The following is a 15,321-nucleotide window of genomic DNA, read 5'->3' on the forward strand; positions in this document are numbered from 1 at the left end:
ACACGGGAGGACGTACCGGTGCACATCCAGGAATGGCTGGAGACGATTCCGGCGGTCAGCATCTATCTCCTGGTGGGTCTGGTCATCGGGCTGGAGAGCCTCGGCATCCCGCTGCCGGGAGAGATCATCCTGGTCAGCTCGGCGCTGCTGGCCTCGCAGCACGGGGAGATCGACCCCGTGGTCCTGGGGCTCTGCGCGATCACCGGGGCGATCGTGGGCGACTCGATCGGCTACGCGATCGGCCGCCGGGGCGGAAAGCCGCTGCTCGAGCGGCTGGGCCGGCGCTTCCCCAAGCACTTCGGACCCCAGCAGGTGGCGCTGGCGGAACGCTCCTTCGAGAAGTGGGGCATGTGGGCCGTCTTCTTCGGACGGTTCGTGGCCCTGCTGCGGATCTTCGCCGGTCCGCTCGCGGGCGTGCTGCACATGCCCTACTGGCGCTTCCTGGTCGCCAACGTCCTCGGTGGCATCCTCTGGGCCGGCGGCACCACGGCCGTCATCTACTCGGTCGGGATCGTCGCCGAGCCGTGGCTGAAGCGGTTCTCCTGGCTGGCCCTGGGGCTCGCCGTGCTGTTCGGGCTCGCGGTGACGCTCGTGGTGCGCAGCCGGATGAAGAAGGCGGCCGCGGCCGCCGGAGCGGCCGCCGAAGCGGAGATCCCCTCGCAGCCGGCGGCCCGGGCCGCTGTCGGCGAATGACGGAAGCTGAGCGACCGGAAGGGGACTGGTCCGACGAGGGCCGGTCGGACCACTACAACCCGCTGGTCAACGGGCTGGGACGAGCGGCCGAGAGCGGCGACACGGCCTTGGTGCAGCGCCTGCTGGCCGGGGGAGCCGAGCCCGACGCCTATGTCATCGGCGGCCGGAGAGCGCTGGACCTGGCCGTGTGCGCCGGGCACGCGGAGATCGTCCGGCTGCTCCTCGCGGCGGGCGCCGACCCCCGGCTCGACGCCGGCGCCTACGACGAGGCGACGCCGATGAGCCTGGCGGCGATGAACGGGGACACGGACGTCGCCCGGGCCCTTCTCGACGCGGGAGCCCCGCCCGGCGGTCCCGCCGGACGGATGCGCCACGTGCCGCTGGTCCTGGCGGCCACGCGCAGGGACCGCGAGCACACGGAGCTCGTGGACCTGCTGCTGGAGCGGGGCGCCGACATCGAGGAGGAGACGAGGGACTGCACCGTGCTCGACTGGTCCGCCCGCTTCGGCTACCCGGCCCTGGTGGAGCTGCTGCTCGCACGGGGCGCCGTCCCCACCGAGCGGACCGTCCGGGAAGGGACGTCCGGGCAGTGGATCACCGCCCGCCGCGGACCCTTCTCGCACGACCCGGACTACAAGGCCGTCAGGACCCTGCTCGCAGCCGCGTGGAAGGGACGGCCTAGCCCTCCGGGGTCACCGACGCGCGGTGCTGCTTGGCCAGGTCCACGTACATCAGGGCGTTGACCTTGATGCCCTCCCGCTCCTCGTCGGTCAGCTCACGGCGCACCTTGGCGGGGACGCCCGCCACCAGTGAGCCGGGCGGGACGATCATGCCCTGCGGGACCAGGGCCTGCGCGGCCACCAGCGAACCGGCCCCGATCACGGCGCCGTTCAGCACGGTCGCGCCCATGCCGATCAGGCAGTCGTCCTCGACGGTGCAGCCGTGCACGACGGCGTTGTGGCCGATGGAGACGCGCTCGCCGATCGAGACCGGGAAGCCGGGGTCCACGTGCACCGTGCAGTTGTCCTGCACGTTGCTGTCGGCGCCGAGCGTGATCGGGCCGCAGTCGGCGCGCAGCACCGCCGAGTACCAGATGCTCGCGCCCGCGGCGAGGGTGACCTCGCCGACCACGACCGAGGTCGGAGCCGTGAAGGCCGTCGGGTCGATGTCCGGGTTCTTGCCGCCGACACCCGCCACGAGTGCCTGGGCCGCCTGGTGCGTCATGTTCTCTTCCTCTGCGTCCGTCGTCCGGTTGCCGCGCTAACGGCACCGTAGGCCACGCGTGCCGCCGCACCGGCGATGGGGTGAAGATCACAGGAGTGTGGCCGGGGCGAGCGGGGCCCGGCGCACTACCGTGGCCGGGTGCCGAAGAAACAGAACACGTTCTCATCTCTGACGGCCGTGCGCCGCCGGCTGGCGAGCCGCGTGGTCCACACCGGCTGGCGCTGGATGCAGCAGGCCGGTGCGGTCACCGCGCAGACCCCGGGGCGGCTCAGGTTCGGTGCGATCGGGGACGGCACCCGCCTCGCCTTCCCGCAGGGCACCGTCTTCGGCGAACGGTGGATCCGGCTCGGCGGGCACTGCATCATCGGCGAGCAGGTCACCCTCACCGCCGGGATGATGCCGGACCTCGACCTGGGCTCCGAGCCGATGCTGGTGCTCGGCGACGGGGTGGTCATAGGCCGCAACAGCCATGTCATCGCCGATGCCCGGATCACCATCGGGTCGAACACCTTCTGCGGCCCCGGGGTCTACATCACGTCCACCAACCACAGCTACGACGACCCGCACGAGCCCGTCGGCCGGCAGTGGCCGCGCAGCGCACCCGTGGAGATCGGCCCGGGGTGCTGGCTCGGCACCGGCGCGGTGATCCTGCCGGGCGCACGCCTCGGCCGCAACGTGGTGGTGGCCGCGGGCGCCGTCGTACGGGGCGAGGTACCGGACCACGCCGTGGTGGCGGGGGCGCCGGCGCGCATCGTACGGCGCTGGGAGCCGGAGACGGGCTGGCAGCCGCCGCTGCGCACGCCGACACCGGTGCCGATCCCCGACGGGATGACCCCGGAGCAGCTGCGCGGTCTGGCCGAGCTCGCGGAGGCCGAGCACTCCTAGTAGGGGATGCCCTGGATGTCCTGCCGGTCAGCCCGCCGCCAGGAGAACCGTTCCGGCGAGGGCCAGGCCGGCGCCCGCGGCCTGGACCGTGCGCAGCCGTTCCTTGAGTACGGCGAAGGCGGCGAGCGCGGTGATCACCGGGTAGAGCGAGGACAGTACGGCGGCCATGGTGACCGGGCCGTTCTGGGCGGCTATGGAGTACGTGCCGTTCGCCGCGACGTCCGCGAGGCCGACGAAGGCCAGGGCGGGCAGCAGCCCCCACAGGAGCTTCGGGCCGGTGCCGGCCGGAAGAGCGGGTATGCCGCGCCGGGTCTGCGTCCACAGGGCGGCGCCACCCACGGCGACATTGGTGACCCGCTGCACGAACAGCGCGAGGAACAGTCCGGTGATGCTGCTGGACGCCTCCGAGATCAGGGCCATCACCGCGCCGAAGCCGAAAGCCGCGACCAGGGTGAGGATGACGGCCTGCCGCTGGACGGGCGCGCCGCGCAGCTCCGGGCCGCCCGCGAGGACGATGCCGACGACGGCCACCGCGATCCCCGCGAACTGGCCGAGGCCGGGCCGCTCGCCCAGGAGCAGCCCCGCGGTGACGGGCACGACCACGCCGAGGGAGCCCAGCGGCGAGACCACGCCCATCGGGCCGAGGGCCAGCGCCTTGTAGAAGCTGAGCATGGCGACCGGCCCGACCAGGCCCGCCCCGACCGCGAACCACAGCTGCGGACCGGCCTCCCGCCAGGCGCCGGTGCCGAGGACCACCGCGCCGAGCACGACCACGGCCACGATCTGCGAGACGACGACCACCGTGAGCGCCGGGATCCGGCGGGTCAGCAGCCCGCCGCCGAAGTCGGCGAGCCCCCACAGCACGGCTGTGGCCAGGGCGAAGAGGGCGGTCATGGGGCCTCGCAGTACAGTGCAGTGAACGCTGGAGTGCAGCATCGAACACAGAACACGTTAGTGCACTCTGTTGGACTGTGTCATCCAAAATATTGGACGGAATGGTGTCGGATCTCGAACAGCTCACCCAGGCGCTCGCCCGGAACCTCAAGCGGTGGCGCGGCGAGCGCGGTTTCACCCTGGACTCCCTGGCGGCCCGTGCGGGAGTGAGCCGCGGGATGATCATCCAGATCGAGCAGGCCCGTACCAACCCCAGCGTGGGCACCACGGTCAGGCTGGCCGACGCGCTGGGCGTCAGCATCTCCGCGCTCCTCGACCACGACCGGGGCCCGCAGGTGCGCGTCGTCCCGCCGGACCAGGTCGTGCGGATCTGGTCCAGCGAGTCGGGCAGTTCGACGACGATGCTGATCGGCACCGACGAGCGCGGGCCGATGGAGCTGTGGACCTGGCACCTGGTGCCGGGCGAGGGGACGGACTCCGTCCCGCACCCGTCCGGCACCATCGAGATGCTGCACGTCACGGCCGGGGAGCTGACCCTGGTGGTCGGCGAGGAGGAGTTCCGCGTCCCGGCCGGGGGCGCGGCCGCCTTCGAGGCGAACCTCGCCCACTCCTACCGCAACGACGGCTCCGTCCCGATGGAGATGACCCTCGCGGTGTCGGTCCCGCCGGTCTCGGCTCCGGTGCCCGCGCATGCCCCCGCACACGCGCACGGGGGCACCGGCACCGGTACCGCCACCGGCCCCGCAACGGGCGCGTCCGCCGGCTAGAGCGCGGGGATCTCGATCGCGGGGCAGCGGTCCATGACCATCGTCAGCCCCGCCTCGCGGGTGCGGGCGTACGCGGCCTCGTCGATCACGCCGAGCTGGAACCAGACGGCCTCGGCGCCGACGGACGCCGCCTGGTCGGCGACGGGGCCGGCCAGCTCGCTGTTCACGAAGACGTCCACCACGTCCACCTTGAACGGGATGTCCGCCAGCGAGGCGTACCCGGGCTCACCGTGCACGGTCTCGGCCTTGGGGTGCACGGGGATCACGCGCTTGCCGAACCGCTGGAGCACGCGGGCCACCCCGTAGGCCGCGCGGTCCTGGTTGTTCGAGAGCCCCACCACGGCCCAGGTGTCGCCGAGCTCGGTGAGGATCTTGCGGATGGTTGCCGGATCGCCGTACACGTGTGCCGCCTCCTGATGCCCTTGTCCCCGCCGGTCCTGTCCGCTGCTTCTCCACCACGCCGGACCGGCGCTCAGCCGCATCAACCGAAAACCCCCGGGCGCCATTCCCCGGTCGGCCACGCGCTGTCCTGCGGTCACGCCGCACCCACCGCCATGGGTCTGCCGGAGGACCGGAACCCGGCCGGCGGCGCCGGCTTCCGGGCCGTGCCGGGCCGCCTACCCGGCGGCTGACGGGTCCACGTTCCAGGCCGGCGGCAGGGATGCGTCGCAGAAGACGCAGACGAAGTGCTCGTCCCGGACGATGTTCAGCTGCGCGCAGGCCGGGCAGCGGCGGAAGACCACCTCGTGGGTGAAGCCGACCGGGCGCACGCCGAGTCCGGCCGCTTCCAGGGCGTCCGCGACGGCCGGCCACGAGCTGGTGTCCGGGCAGTATCCGGTCGACTGGTTGCTCACCGCACGGACCATCCACCGCCCGGACTCCCGCCCGAAGGTGATCTCCCCGGCGCTCAGCACCGTGCCGCCGCCGGCGCAGACCACGTGCTCGCTCCGCCGCGGCGCGAGCCGCAGCACACCGGCGCGATCCACGACGAACGTGACGGGCTCGGACAGCTCGGCCGCCGCCGGGCCCGAGGCCCAGTCCTCGAACTCCGCGGCCGAGCGGATGCTCCGGCCCTCGCCCTCCGGCCGGACGAGCGCCCTCAGCCCGGCCGGTCCGACGTACCGGTAGTTCCACCCCCGCAGTTCCATGTCCGCCAACCTACCCACGACCCTGCTACGGACGGGCGGACGGGCGGACGGGCGGACGGGCGGACGGGCGGGGGCCCGTTCTGCACCGCTTAGGGTGGTGAGGTGAAGGCAGACCAGTACGTGACGGTGGCCCGTGCGGGCGTGCACGAGTCCGAGATCAACCGCTCGCGCTTCCTGTGCTCGCTCGCGCCCGCCGCGACCGAGCAGGAGGCCCAGGACTTCGTCGCGCGCATCCGCAAGGAGCACCCCACCGCCACGCACAACTGCTTCGCCTACGTCGTCGGGGCCGACGCGTCCGTCCAGAAGGCCAGCGACGACGGCGAGCCCGGCGGCACCGCCGGGGTGCCCATGCTGCAGATGCTCATGCGCCGCGACATCCGCTACGCGGTCGCCGTCGTCACCCGCTACTACGGCGGCGTGAAGCTCGGCGCCGGCGGCCTGATCAGGGCCTACGGCGGGGTCGTCGGCGAGGCCCTCGACGAGCTCGGCACCGTCACCCGGCGCCGCTACCGGCTGGCCACCGTCACCGTCGACCACCAGCGGGCCGGCAAGACCCAGAACGATCTGCGCTCCACCGGCCGGACCGTGGTGGACCTGCGCTACGGGGCCGAGGTCGAGATCGAGGTGGCCCTCCCGGAGGCGGACCTGCCCGCCTTCGAGGCCTGGCTCGCCGACACCACCGCGGGCAGCGCCGGTCTCACCCTCGGCGGAGAGACGTACGCGCCCTGAGCGCCCCCGGGGACGGGTTAGCGTAGAGGGGTTCAGCGAGCGGGAGACGACCAGGGGGAGACGGCATGCGCGGCGGGGCCGGCGAGTGAAGTTCCTGCACACCTCCGACTGGCACCTCGGCCGGGCGTTCCACCGGGTCAACCTGCTGGGCGCCCAGGCGGTCTTCATCGACCACCTCGTCGAGACCGTGCGCGAGCGCGAGGTCGACGCCGTCCTCGTCGCCGGTGACATCTACGACCGGGCCGTGCCCCCGCTGCCCGCCGTCGAGCTGTACGACCGGGCCCTGCACCGCCTCGCCGCCCTCGGCGTACCCACCGTGATGATCTCCGGCAACCACGACTCCGCGCGCCGCCTCGGCGTCGGCGCGGGGCTGATCGACCGGGCCGGGATCCACCTGCGGACCGACCCGGCCGGCTGCGCCGACCCCGTCGTCCTGGCCGACGTACACGGTGACGTGGCGCTGTACGGCCTGCCGTACCTGGAGCCCGCCCTGGTCAAGGACCAGTTCAGCGCGGAGAAGGTGAGCCACGAGGCGGTCCTCGGCGTCGCCATGGACCGGATCCGGGCCGACCTGGCCACCCGCGCGCCCGGCACCCGTTCGATCGTCCTCGCGCACGCCTTCGTCACGGGCGGACAGGCCAGTGACAGCGAACGCGACATCACCGTCGGCGGCGTCGAGGCCGTACCCGCCTCCGTCTTCGACGGGGTGGACTACGCCGCCCTCGGCCACCTCCACGGCTGCCAGGCGATCAACGAACGGGTCCGCTACTCCGGTTCCCCGCTCGCCTACTCCTTCTCCGAGGCCGACCACCGCAAGACCATGTGGCTGATCGAACTCGGCGCGCAGGGGGAGATCGCCGCCGCCGAGCGCATCGACACCCCCGTCCCGCGCACCCTCGCCCGGCTGCGCGGACGGCTGGAGGACCTGCTGCGGGATCCGGCGCACCAGGTCCACGAGGACGCCTGGGTCGAGGCCACCCTCACCGATCCGGTCCGCCCCGACGACCCCATGGCCCGCCTCGCCGCACGCTTCCCGCACACCCTCACCCTCGCCTTCGACCCCGAGGGCCGCCAGGAGGAGACCGGCGCCTCCTACGCCCAGCGGCTCAAGGGTCGCAGCGACCAGGAGATCGCCGAGGACTTCGTCGCCCACGTGCGCGGCGGCGGCCACGCCGACGAGGCCGAACGGGCCGTCCTCCAGGGCGCCTTCGACGACGTACGCGCCGACGACAGCCACCGGGAGACCCACCGATGAGGCTGCACCGGCTGGCCGTGACCGCCTTCGGACCGTTCGCCGAGCCCCAGGAGATCGATTTCGACGCCCTGTCCGGCGCCGGCATCTTCCTGCTGCACGGACCCACCGGCGCCGGGAAGACCTCCGTGCTCGACGCCGTCTGCTACGCGCTCTACGGTTCCGTGCCCGGCCCCCGCCAGGCCCCCGGCACGAGCCTGCGCAGCGACCATGCCGCCGCCCACACCCCGACCGAGGTCACCCTCGAACTCACCGCGGGCGGCCGCCGCCTGGAGATCACCCGGCGGCCCGAACAGGAGCGCCCGAAGAAGCGCGGCACGGGCACCACCAAGGACAAGGCCCAGAGCCGGCTGCGCGAGCACACCGGCGAGGGCTGGGAGCCGCTCAGCCGCTCCCACCAGGAGATCGGCGAGGAGATCGAGCAGCTGCTCGGCATGAGCCGCGAGCAGTTCTGCCAGGTCGTACTGCTGCCGCAAGGGGAGTTCGCACGCTTCCTGCGCGCCGACGAGGCGGCCCGCGGCCGTCTGCTCGGCCGGCTCTTCGACACCCGCCGCTTCGCCGCCGTCGAGACCCTGCTCGGCGAGCGCCGCCGGGCCGCCGAGGCCAAGGTCCGGGCCGGAGACGAGAAGGTGCTCCACACGGCCCAGCGGCTCGCGCAGGCCGCCGGGGACAGTACCGACATGCGGGCCTGGCCCATGCCCGGACACCAGCCGGGCGACCCCGGGCTCGCCGAGGCCGTCCGGGCCTGGGCGGCCGTCGCCCGGTGCGCGGCGCGCGAGCGCCTCGACGTCGCCGAGTACGCACTGGCCGCCGTCGAGGGCCGGCACGCCGCCGCCCGGCACGCCGCCGAGGACGCACGGGAGCTCGACCGGCTCCAGCGCAGGCACGCGGAGACCCTCCGCCGGGCCGCCCTGCTCGCCGAGGCGGCGCCCGAGCGGGACCGGGTGCGCGGCCTGCTGGACCGGGCCCGGCGCGGCGCCCTGGTGGCCCCCGCGCTGGAACTGCGCGGCGCCGCCTCCGCCGCGCACCTCGCCGCCGCGCACGCCGAGGCCTCCGCCCGCGCGCAGCTCCCGCCCACGCTGAAGGAGGCGGGAGCCGGGCAGCTGGCCGACGTCGAGCAGCGGCTGCGCGAGGCCCTCGGCGCGCTCGGCGCGGCGCAGCGGACCGAACAGCGCAGCGCCGAGATCGGCCGTGAACGGGCCGACCTGGAACGGGAGTCCCGGGCCGCCGAGGAGCAGCACCAGGAGTCCGCCGAGTGGCTGGAGCGCTGGGAGGCGACCCGGACGGCGCTGCAGGAGCGCGCGGACGCCGCCCAGCAGGCCGCCACCCTGGCCGAGCAGCTCGCGGGCCGGCTGGAACCCGCCCGCATGCAGCTGACCGCCGCCCGCCGGCGGGACGAGCTCGACGCCGACGCGGCGCGCGCCTCGGCCGAACTGCTCACCCTGCGCGAGGAGTCGGCCGCCGCCCGGGAGCGCTGGCTGGAGCTCAAGGAGGCCCGCCTGCGCGGGATCGCCGCCGAGCTCGCCGAAGCACTGGTGGCCGGGGAGGCCTGCACCGTGTGCGGGTCCGCGGAACACCCCGCTCCGGCCCGCCCGGCCCCCGGCCACGTGGACCGCGCGGCCGAGGACGCGGCACACGCCCACTTCGAACGGGCCGAGCAGACCCGGGCCGCCGTCGAGCGCCGGCTCGCCGCCGCGCAGGAGGCCCGTGCCGAGGCCGCGGCCGCCGCCGGGGAGGCCACCACCGCCGAACTCCTGGACCTGACCGCCGACCTGAGCGCCCGCCATGCCGCCGCCCACGCCGCGGCCGCCGGCCTGCACGCCGCCCGTGAGCAGCTCGCCCGGGCCGAGCGGGAGCACGCCGCGCGCAGCGCCGACCGGCAGGGCGCCGAGACCCGGGCCGCCGCCAGGGCCTCCCGGCGCGAGGCCCTGGACCGCGAACAGGCCGGGCTGGAGGCCGAACTCGCCCTCGTACGGGACGGCGCGCCCAGCGTCGCGGCCCGCGCCCGCACCCTGGAGGACCGGGTCCGGATGGTTTCCGGCGCGGCCACCTCGCTGCGCCGGGCCGAGACCACCGCGGCCCGGCTGAAGGAGGCCGACGACCAGCTCGCCGACGCCGCGTTCAAGGCCGGCTTCGACACCGTCGAGGCCGCCGCCGACGCGGTGCTCCCCGAGTACGAACGCACCGCGCTCCAACACCGGCTGGACGCCTGGCAGACGGAGGAGGCCCTGCTGGCGGACCGCCGTCGCGAGACCGGCGCCGCCGAAGCGGCAGCCCTGCCTCCGGCCGCGCCGGATGCGGCCGAGGCGTACGAGGCCAGGGCCGCGGCGAAGCTTCGTACGGCAGGGTCGGCGGCCGACGCGGCCCGGGTGCGCTGCACGGAGCTCGACCGGCTCTCCCGGCAGGCCGAGCAGGAACTGCGCGCGCTCGGCCCGCTGCGCGAGGCCTACGACCGGGTCGCCCGGCTGGCCGGGCTCACCGCCGGCACCTCCGCCGACAACGAGCGCAAGATGCGCCTGGAGGCCTACGTACTGGCCGCCCGCCTGGAACAGGTGGCCGCCGCCGCGACGGTACGGCTGCTGCGCATGTCCGGCGGCCGCTACACCCTGGTCCACTCCGACGCGCGGGCAAGCGGACGGGGGCGCTCCGGCCTCGGACTTCACGTGGTCGACGCGTGGACCGGCAGCGAGCGGGACACCGCCACCCTGTCGGGCGGCGAGACCTTCTTCGCCTCGCTCGCCCTGGCGCTCGGCCTCGCGGACGTGGTCACCGACGAGGCGGGCGGGATGCGCCTGGACACCCTCTTCATCGACGAGGGCTTCGGCAGCCTCGACGACCAGGCGCTGGACGAGGTCCTCGACGTCCTGGACTCGCTCCGCGAGCGGGACCGAAGCGTCGGCATCGTCAGCCACGTCGCCGACCTGCGGACGCGGGTCCAGGCCCAGCTGGAGATCGTCAAGCAGCGCGGCGGCTCCGTGGTGCGCCACCGGACGGCGGCGCTCACGGACTGAGCGGCCTGCGGGGCAGCGGAGAGGAGTAGACGACGCTCGTCGTCACCGAACCGAGCCCTGCGATCCGGCCCGTGACCTCCTCCAGGTGCGACATCGAGCGGGTCGCGACCTTGAGGACGAAGCAGTCGTCGCCCGTGACGTGGTGGGCCTCCAGGATCTCCGGGGTGGCCTCCAGGAAGTCGTGGAAGGGCTTGTAGTTGCCGTGCGGGTAGCGCAGCCGCACCAGGGCGAGGATCGACTTGCCGAGCCTCTCCGGGTCCACCACGGCCGTGTAGCCGGTGATGATGCCGGTCTCCTCCAGCCGGCGGACCCGCTCGGTGACGGCGCTCGCGGACATGGACACGGAGCGGGCGAGCTCGGTGAAACTGGCGCGGCCGTCCCGCTGGAGGGCCTCGAGGATCCGCCAGTCGGTGGCGTCAGGGGAATAGTCGGTCATGGTGCAGGTCTAGCAGGGGATTCCCCGGTCGGACAAGGAAAAGGCCGGGGAAACCCACTTCCGATGATGATCAACAGATCGTAGATTTCTTGCCATGACGACGACCCAGACGCACACGAATCAGCCGGGCTCCGCCGCCCCCGCCACGACCAACCCCGTGCTCCGGGTGCCCCCGGCCTCCCCGGCCGCGGCCGCCGCGTACTTCGCCGCGAGCCTGGCCTTCCACGCGGACGTGTCGGACGTCGCCGCCGCCTTCAAGACCCACCGCGAGCAGGGCGCCGAGCTCGGTTTCCAGCTCGTCGACTCCCGCTCCACCCCGTCCTGGGACCAGGCCCACGTGCCCGGCGCCGTCCACCTGCCCACCGCCCTCATCCCCGAGCAGGCCGAGCGGCTCCTGGACAGGAACGTCCCCGTGGTGACCTACTGCTGGGGCCCCGGCTGCAACGGAGGCACCCGCTCCGCCCTCGCCCTGGCCGAACTCGGCTTCCAGGTCAAGGAGATGCTCGGCGGCATCGAGTACTGGATCCGCGAGGGCTTCGAGGTCGAGACCTGGCAGGGCAGCCGGCAGCGCGCCGAGGCCGACCCGCTGACCGCGCCGACCGACTCGGACGACTGCGGCTGCTGAGGTGAGCGCCTTACGGGGCCGAGTGCCGGTACTGGGCCGAGCGCCTGTGCCGGGCCGAGTGCCGGTACGGGCCGATTGCCTGTGCCGGGCCCACGCGGACGGGCCGCCCGTCCCCCTCGGGGATGAGCGGCCCGTCCGTCGTTCGCCGCCGCGCGGGCGCCGAGTCGAGCCGAGTTGTCAGAGCTTCGACAGCTCGTCCACCAGATCGTCCAGTCCCAGCGAACCCTGCGACAGCGCCGCCATGTGCCAGGCCTTCAGATCGAAGGAATCGCCGTGCGCGGCACGCGCGTTGTCCCGGCCCAGGAGCCAGGCGCGCTCACCCAGCTTGTAGCCGATCGCCTGTCCCGGCATCGACAGGTAGCGGGTCAGCTCGCTCTCGACGAAGTCCGCCGGCCGGCCGCTGTGCAGGCCGAAGAACTCCTGCGCCAGGTCCACCGTCCACTTCTCGCCCGGGTGGAACGGCGAGTCCGCCGGGATCTCCAGGCCCACGTGCATGCCGATGTCCACGATGACCCGCGCCGCACGCATCATCTGGCAGTCCAGGTAACCCAGGCGCTGCTCGGCGTCCTTGAGGTAGCCCAGCTCGTCCATCAGCCGCTCCGCGTACAGCGCCCAGCCCTCGGCGTTGGCGCTGACCATGCCGACTGTGGCCTGGTAGCGCGAGAGCTGGTCCGCCACGTGCGTCCACTGCGCGAGCTGCAGGTGGTGGCCCGGCACGCCCTCGTGGTACCAGGTGGACACCAGGTCGTACACGGGGAAGCGGGTCAGGCCCATGGTGGGCAGCCACGTGCGGCCCGGGCGGGAGAAGTCCTCGGAGGGGGATGTGTAGTACGGGGCCGCGGGGCCGCCCGGCGGGGCGATGCGGGACTCCACCTTGCGGACACGCTCGGCGAGTTCGAAGTGCGTGCCGTCGAGGTTCTCGATGGCCTCGTCCATCAGGCCCTGCAGCCAGGCCTGGACCTCGTCCACGCCCTCGATGTGGGTGCCGTGCTGGTCCAGGTGCTTCAGCGCCTCCCAGGGGCCGGCGCCCGGGAGGATCTTGGCGGCCTCGGACTGCATCTCGGCGAGCAGCCGGTGGTACTCCGACCAGCCGTAGGCGTACGCCTCTTCCAGGTCCAGGTCGGTGCCGTTGAAGAAACGGGCCCAGCGGGCGTAGCGCTCGCGGCCCACGGTGTCGGGCTTGCCCTCGACGGCCGGGGCGTACACCGAGCTCATCCAGTCGCGCAGTTCGACGACGGCGGCGGTCGCGCCGGCGGCCGCGGCGTCCAGTTCGGCGCGCAGGGAGTCCGGACCGGCGGAGACGAAGCCCTCGAAGAAGGGGGCCTCGGAGCCGTCCTGGCCGACCCAGGTCGTGAGCTGGCCGATCATGGTGGTGGTGGCGCGGGGGCCACCGTACAGGCCGCGCTCCAGGCCGAGTCCGAGGCTCTCGCGGTAGCCGTCGAAGGCGGCGGGCACGGCGCGCAGGCGCTCGGCGATCGCCGCCCAGTCCTCGTCGGTGTCGGCGGGAGTCAGGGAGAAGATCTCACGGACGGAGTGCGCGGGGCTGTGGATGTTGCTGACCGCGCACAGGTCCTCGTCGGCCTCGAGTACGGCGAGCTCGGCGTCGAGGCGCTCGCGCAGCAGCCGGGCGCAGCGGCGTTCGGCGTCGCTGTCGGCACCGGGCGCCGACTCGGCGGCGTCGAGGCGCGTGAGGGTCTCGCGGATGAGCTCGGCTACGGCCGCACGGCCCGCCGGGGAGAAGTCCGGGAGCTTGCTCGAACTCGCGGCGACACCGAGGTAGGTGCCCGTGATCGGGTCGAGGGCGATGAGGTCGTCGACGTACGCGTCGGCCACCTGGCGGGGCAGCCGGTGTGCACTGCCGTTGTGGAGGGTCTCTGACATGCGGACATCTTCGTATGCGGGACGGGTTCCCGTCATCACCGATTGCCGCCGGACTGCTGACGTGGGCCGGAGCAGGGTCGGCAACGCGTGCGAGAAATCTTCAACCACCTTGCCGGACAAGCGACTTCACGTCCCCGGGGCGTAGGCCGCCGGGGACGTGCCGCTCGTAGCTTGGCCGGATTCCGCCGGAGCCGGCACCCGGTCGGGGGCCGGGTCCGGGTTCGGGTCCGGGCGGATCGTCAAGGGCGGCGCCGCGGAGCCGCCTGCTCGTGCGGGAGCTCGTTCGGGAGCTCGCGGGGATGCTCGCAGGGAAGTTCGTAGGGCAGCCGGGAGCTGACCGGGGTCGCGTCCAGCCGGGCCGTGATCACCAGGGTGCCCTCCTCGATCTGGTAGTCGAGGGGGAGGCCGAGGCCGCGCATGGCGGCGACCATGCCGGTGTTGGAGGCCTGGGTGACGGCGTACACGCTGTCGCACCCGGCCTCGACGGCCATCGCGATGAGCCGGCGCAGCAGCTCGGAGCCGATGCCGCGGCGCTGCCAGTCGTCCTCGATGAGCAGGGCGACCTCGGTCTCGTCGCCGTCCCACAGCAGGTGGCCGAGGGCGACGAGCTTCCCGGAGGCGGTGGTCGCGGCGAGGGTGCGGCCGAAGCGGGGGCTCAGTAGGTGGCCGAGGTAGCGGTCGGCGTCGTGGACGGGGCCGTGGTAGCGCAGTGACAGGGTGCGCTCGGAGCAGCGGTCGTGCATGGCGCGGGCCGCCGGCCGGTCGGAGCCGTCGGCGCGGCGCACGGTGATCTCGTTGCCCTCGGGCAGCGTCAGTACGTCCTGGCTGCGCGGGACGCGGGGGCCGAGCCGGGCGTCGAGCTCGACGAGGGCGCGGGCCCGGGCGAACTCGGTCGGGGTGAAGGGGAGGTAGGGCCGCTCCACGGTGATCGCACCGCCGGAGGGGTCGCGCAGCCGCATGACCGTGGCCTCCAGGACCCCCTCGACCGGGGCGTCCGCGCCGGCGTTGGGGCGGCCGGAGAGGGTGGTCGCCGGGATCGAGTGGATCGTGCAGCGGCCGAGCAGCTGGCGCAGGGCGAGGGGCAGCTCGGCGGCGTCCAGAGCGGTGCGGGTGGCGAGGCCGAGGACCCGCGTCGGGGTGTCGACCAGGTCGTGGGCGTCGGCGCGCTCGATCCAGGTGCTGTGGCCGCCGGCCCGGGAGATCGCCCGGGCGAGGTCGGCGGCGGGCAGCTCCTGCGGGGCGCGCAGCAGGAACTCGTCGACCGTGCCGCCCTCGGGGAGCGGGTGCGTCTGGAGGGTCAGGATGTCGACGCCGTTGCGGGCGAGGGCGGTGCAGAGGGAGGCCAGGGAGCCCGGCTCGTCCCGTACGGTCGTGCGCATCCGCCAGAGGGCGGTGCTGCTGGCGGTCGCGGTCGCGGTTGCTGCCGCGGTCGCGCCGGAGCTCGTCGACGGGAGCGGCTCCGGATCGGTGGGGGCTGTGCTCCGCGGCGGGGGCGCATGGCTGTGGCGCCGTGCCCACCAGGTGTGGAAGGCCGCCGTCACCAGGAGTACGACGGCCGAGGCCACGAGCAGCACCGGGCCCCTCGGGCCGTGCACGACGAGATTGGCGATGGCGTCGGCCACCGCGACGGCGCAGAACATTGCGGCGAGTTCGACGACGTCGCGGCGCCAGTGGTGACGGTGGGAACGGTGGGCGGAGGCGGGGTTACGGTCAGTCATGCACACCACTGTGGCGCAGGGGTGTTGCGTGATCACGAACGATCTGTGACCGACTGGT

Annotated in this window: 14 protein-coding genes and 1 pseudogene; 8 read left to right on the top strand and 7 right to left on the bottom strand. The window is 73.8% G+C overall.

The genetic code is table 11. The annotated features are described in order from the left end of the window. Window positions 1-18: 18 nt before the first annotated feature. Both ACFY04_RS30260 and ACFY04_RS30265 read left to right on the top strand, forming a co-directional pair. Window positions 19-693 (top strand): DedA family protein, encoded by a 675-nt coding sequence (locus ACFY04_RS30260; protein ID WP_389121528.1) that lies wholly within the window; start codon window positions 19-21, stop codon window positions 691-693. After that, window positions 690-1,436, top strand: coding sequence for an ankyrin repeat domain-containing protein (locus ACFY04_RS30265; protein ID WP_389121529.1), 747 nt, complete (start codon window positions 690-692; stop codon window positions 1,434-1,436). Before ACFY04_RS30260 ends, ACFY04_RS30265 begins: the two co-directional genes overlap by 4 nt. Here the strand turns inward: ACFY04_RS30265 and ACFY04_RS30270 are convergent. Then, complete coding sequence (locus tag ACFY04_RS30270) at window positions 1,372-1,917, bottom strand: gamma carbonic anhydrase family protein (RefSeq protein WP_389121532.1); 546 nt, start codon at window positions 1,915-1,917, stop codon at window positions 1,372-1,374. The two genes, ACFY04_RS30265 and ACFY04_RS30270, sit on opposite strands and share 65 nt — an antisense overlap. Window positions 1,918-2,055: 138 nt before the next feature. On the opposite strand from ACFY04_RS30270, the gene ACFY04_RS30275 reads away from it, so the two are divergent. Further along, window positions 2,056-2,802 (top strand): acyltransferase, encoded by a 747-nt coding sequence (locus ACFY04_RS30275; protein WP_389121534.1) that lies wholly within the window; start codon window positions 2,056-2,058, stop codon window positions 2,800-2,802. Between the two features lie 27 nt (window positions 2,803-2,829). On the opposite strand, the gene ACFY04_RS30280 is transcribed toward ACFY04_RS30275, so the two are convergent. Beyond that, window positions 2,830-3,696, bottom strand: coding sequence for an EamA family transporter (locus tag ACFY04_RS30280; protein WP_389121536.1), 867 nt, complete (start codon window positions 3,694-3,696; stop codon window positions 2,830-2,832). Between the two features lie 104 nt (window positions 3,697-3,800). On the opposite strand from ACFY04_RS30280, the pseudogene ACFY04_RS30285 reads away from it, so the two are divergent. After that, a pseudogene (locus tag ACFY04_RS30285) lies at window positions 3,801-4,367 on the top strand (helix-turn-helix domain-containing protein); the annotation flags it as partial. 92 nt (window positions 4,368-4,459) lie between these two features. On the opposite strand, the gene ACFY04_RS30290 reads toward ACFY04_RS30285, so the two are convergent. Together ACFY04_RS30290 and ACFY04_RS30295 are read right to left on the bottom strand one after the other, a co-directional pair. Continuing rightward, a complete protein-coding gene (locus ACFY04_RS30290; RefSeq protein ID WP_314251420.1) occupies window positions 4,460-4,864 on the bottom strand; it encodes a CoA-binding protein in 405 nt (134 codons plus the stop codon). A gap of 216 nt (window positions 4,865-5,080) precedes the next feature. Further along, window positions 5,081-5,611 (bottom strand): hypothetical protein, encoded by a 531-nt coding sequence (locus ACFY04_RS30295; protein WP_389121538.1) that lies wholly within the window; start codon window positions 5,609-5,611, stop codon window positions 5,081-5,083. A gap of 102 nt (window positions 5,612-5,713) precedes the next feature. On the opposite strand from ACFY04_RS30295, the gene ACFY04_RS30300 reads away from it, so the two are divergent. The 3 genes from ACFY04_RS30300 (at window position 5,714) to ACFY04_RS30310 (ending at window position 10,603) form a co-directional block, all read left to right on the top strand. Continuing rightward, a complete protein-coding gene (locus ACFY04_RS30300) occupies window positions 5,714-6,340 on the top strand; it encodes a YigZ family protein (RefSeq protein WP_389121540.1) in 627 nt (208 codons plus the stop codon). 85 nt (window positions 6,341-6,425) lie between these two features. Further along, window positions 6,426-7,595, top strand: coding sequence for an exonuclease SbcCD subunit D (locus ACFY04_RS30305; protein ID WP_389121543.1), 1,170 nt, complete (start codon window positions 6,426-6,428; stop codon window positions 7,593-7,595). Then, the gene (locus ACFY04_RS30310) at window positions 7,592-10,603 is read left to right on the top strand and encodes an AAA family ATPase (RefSeq protein ID WP_389121545.1); all 3,012 of its coding nucleotides are present in this window, start codon (window positions 7,592-7,594) and stop codon (window positions 10,601-10,603) included. Before ACFY04_RS30305 ends, ACFY04_RS30310 begins: the two co-directional genes overlap by 4 nt. On the opposite strand, the gene ACFY04_RS30315 is transcribed toward ACFY04_RS30310, so the two are convergent. Continuing rightward, window positions 10,593-11,039 carry an Lrp/AsnC family transcriptional regulator gene (locus tag ACFY04_RS30315; RefSeq protein WP_266599034.1) on the bottom strand — a complete coding sequence of 149 codons (447 nt, stop codon included), beginning with the start codon at window positions 11,037-11,039 and terminating at the stop codon, window positions 10,593-10,595. The genes ACFY04_RS30310 and ACFY04_RS30315 overlap by 11 nt on opposite strands. Window positions 11,040-11,133: 94 nt before the next feature. Between ACFY04_RS30315 and ACFY04_RS30320 the strand changes: the two genes are divergently transcribed. Continuing rightward, a complete protein-coding gene (locus ACFY04_RS30320; RefSeq protein ID WP_389121548.1) occupies window positions 11,134-11,664 on the top strand; it encodes a rhodanese-like domain-containing protein in 531 nt (176 codons plus the stop codon). 177 nt (window positions 11,665-11,841) lie between these two features. On the opposite strand, the gene ACFY04_RS30325 is transcribed toward ACFY04_RS30320, so the two are convergent. Both ACFY04_RS30325 and ACFY04_RS30330 read right to left on the bottom strand, forming a co-directional pair. Next, window positions 11,842-13,545: a DUF885 domain-containing protein gene (locus tag ACFY04_RS30325; protein WP_389121550.1), complete on the bottom strand. Its 1,704-nt coding sequence runs from the start codon at window positions 13,543-13,545 to the stop codon at window positions 11,842-11,844. A gap of 239 nt (window positions 13,546-13,784) precedes the next feature. Further along, window positions 13,785-15,263 (bottom strand): GNAT family N-acetyltransferase, encoded by a 1,479-nt coding sequence (locus tag ACFY04_RS30330; protein ID WP_389121552.1) that lies wholly within the window; start codon window positions 15,261-15,263, stop codon window positions 13,785-13,787. Window positions 15,264-15,321: the final 58 nt, after the last annotated feature.

Origin of the sequence: Streptomyces sp. NPDC001549 (assembly GCF_042894025.1) — a bacterium.
GTDB classification, from domain to species: domain Bacteria; phylum Actinomycetota; class Actinomycetes; order Streptomycetales; family Streptomycetaceae; genus Streptomyces; species Streptomyces kutzneri.

Excerpts from the sequence above, each read along its gene's own strand:
- ACFY04_RS30265 (WP_389121529.1), top strand. The coding sequence starts at position 690 with ATGACGGAAGCTGAGCGACCGGAAGGGGACTGGTCCGACGAGGGCCGG.
- ACFY04_RS30270 (WP_389121532.1), bottom strand. The coding sequence starts at position 1,917 with ATGACGCACCAGGCGGCCCAGGCACTCGTGGCGGGTGTCGGCGGCAAG.
- ACFY04_RS30280 (WP_389121536.1), bottom strand. The coding sequence starts at position 3,696 with ATGACCGCCCTCTTCGCCCTGGCCACAGCCGTGCTGTGGGGGCTCGCC.
- ACFY04_RS30295 (WP_389121538.1), bottom strand. The coding sequence starts at position 5,611 with ATGGAACTGCGGGGGTGGAACTACCGGTACGTCGGACCGGCCGGGCTG.
- ACFY04_RS30310 (WP_389121545.1), top strand. The coding sequence starts at position 7,592 with ATGAGGCTGCACCGGCTGGCCGTGACCGCCTTCGGACCGTTCGCCGAG.
- ACFY04_RS30315 (WP_266599034.1), bottom strand. The coding sequence starts at position 11,039 with ATGACCGACTATTCCCCTGACGCCACCGACTGGCGGATCCTCGAGGCC.
- ACFY04_RS30320 (WP_389121548.1), top strand. The coding sequence starts at position 11,134 with ATGACGACGACCCAGACGCACACGAATCAGCCGGGCTCCGCCGCCCCC.
- ACFY04_RS30325 (WP_389121550.1), bottom strand. The coding sequence starts at position 13,545 with ATGTCAGAGACCCTCCACAACGGCAGTGCACACCGGCTGCCCCGCCAG.
- ACFY04_RS30330 (WP_389121552.1), bottom strand. The coding sequence starts at position 15,263 with ATGACTGACCGTAACCCCGCCTCCGCCCACCGTTCCCACCGTCACCAC.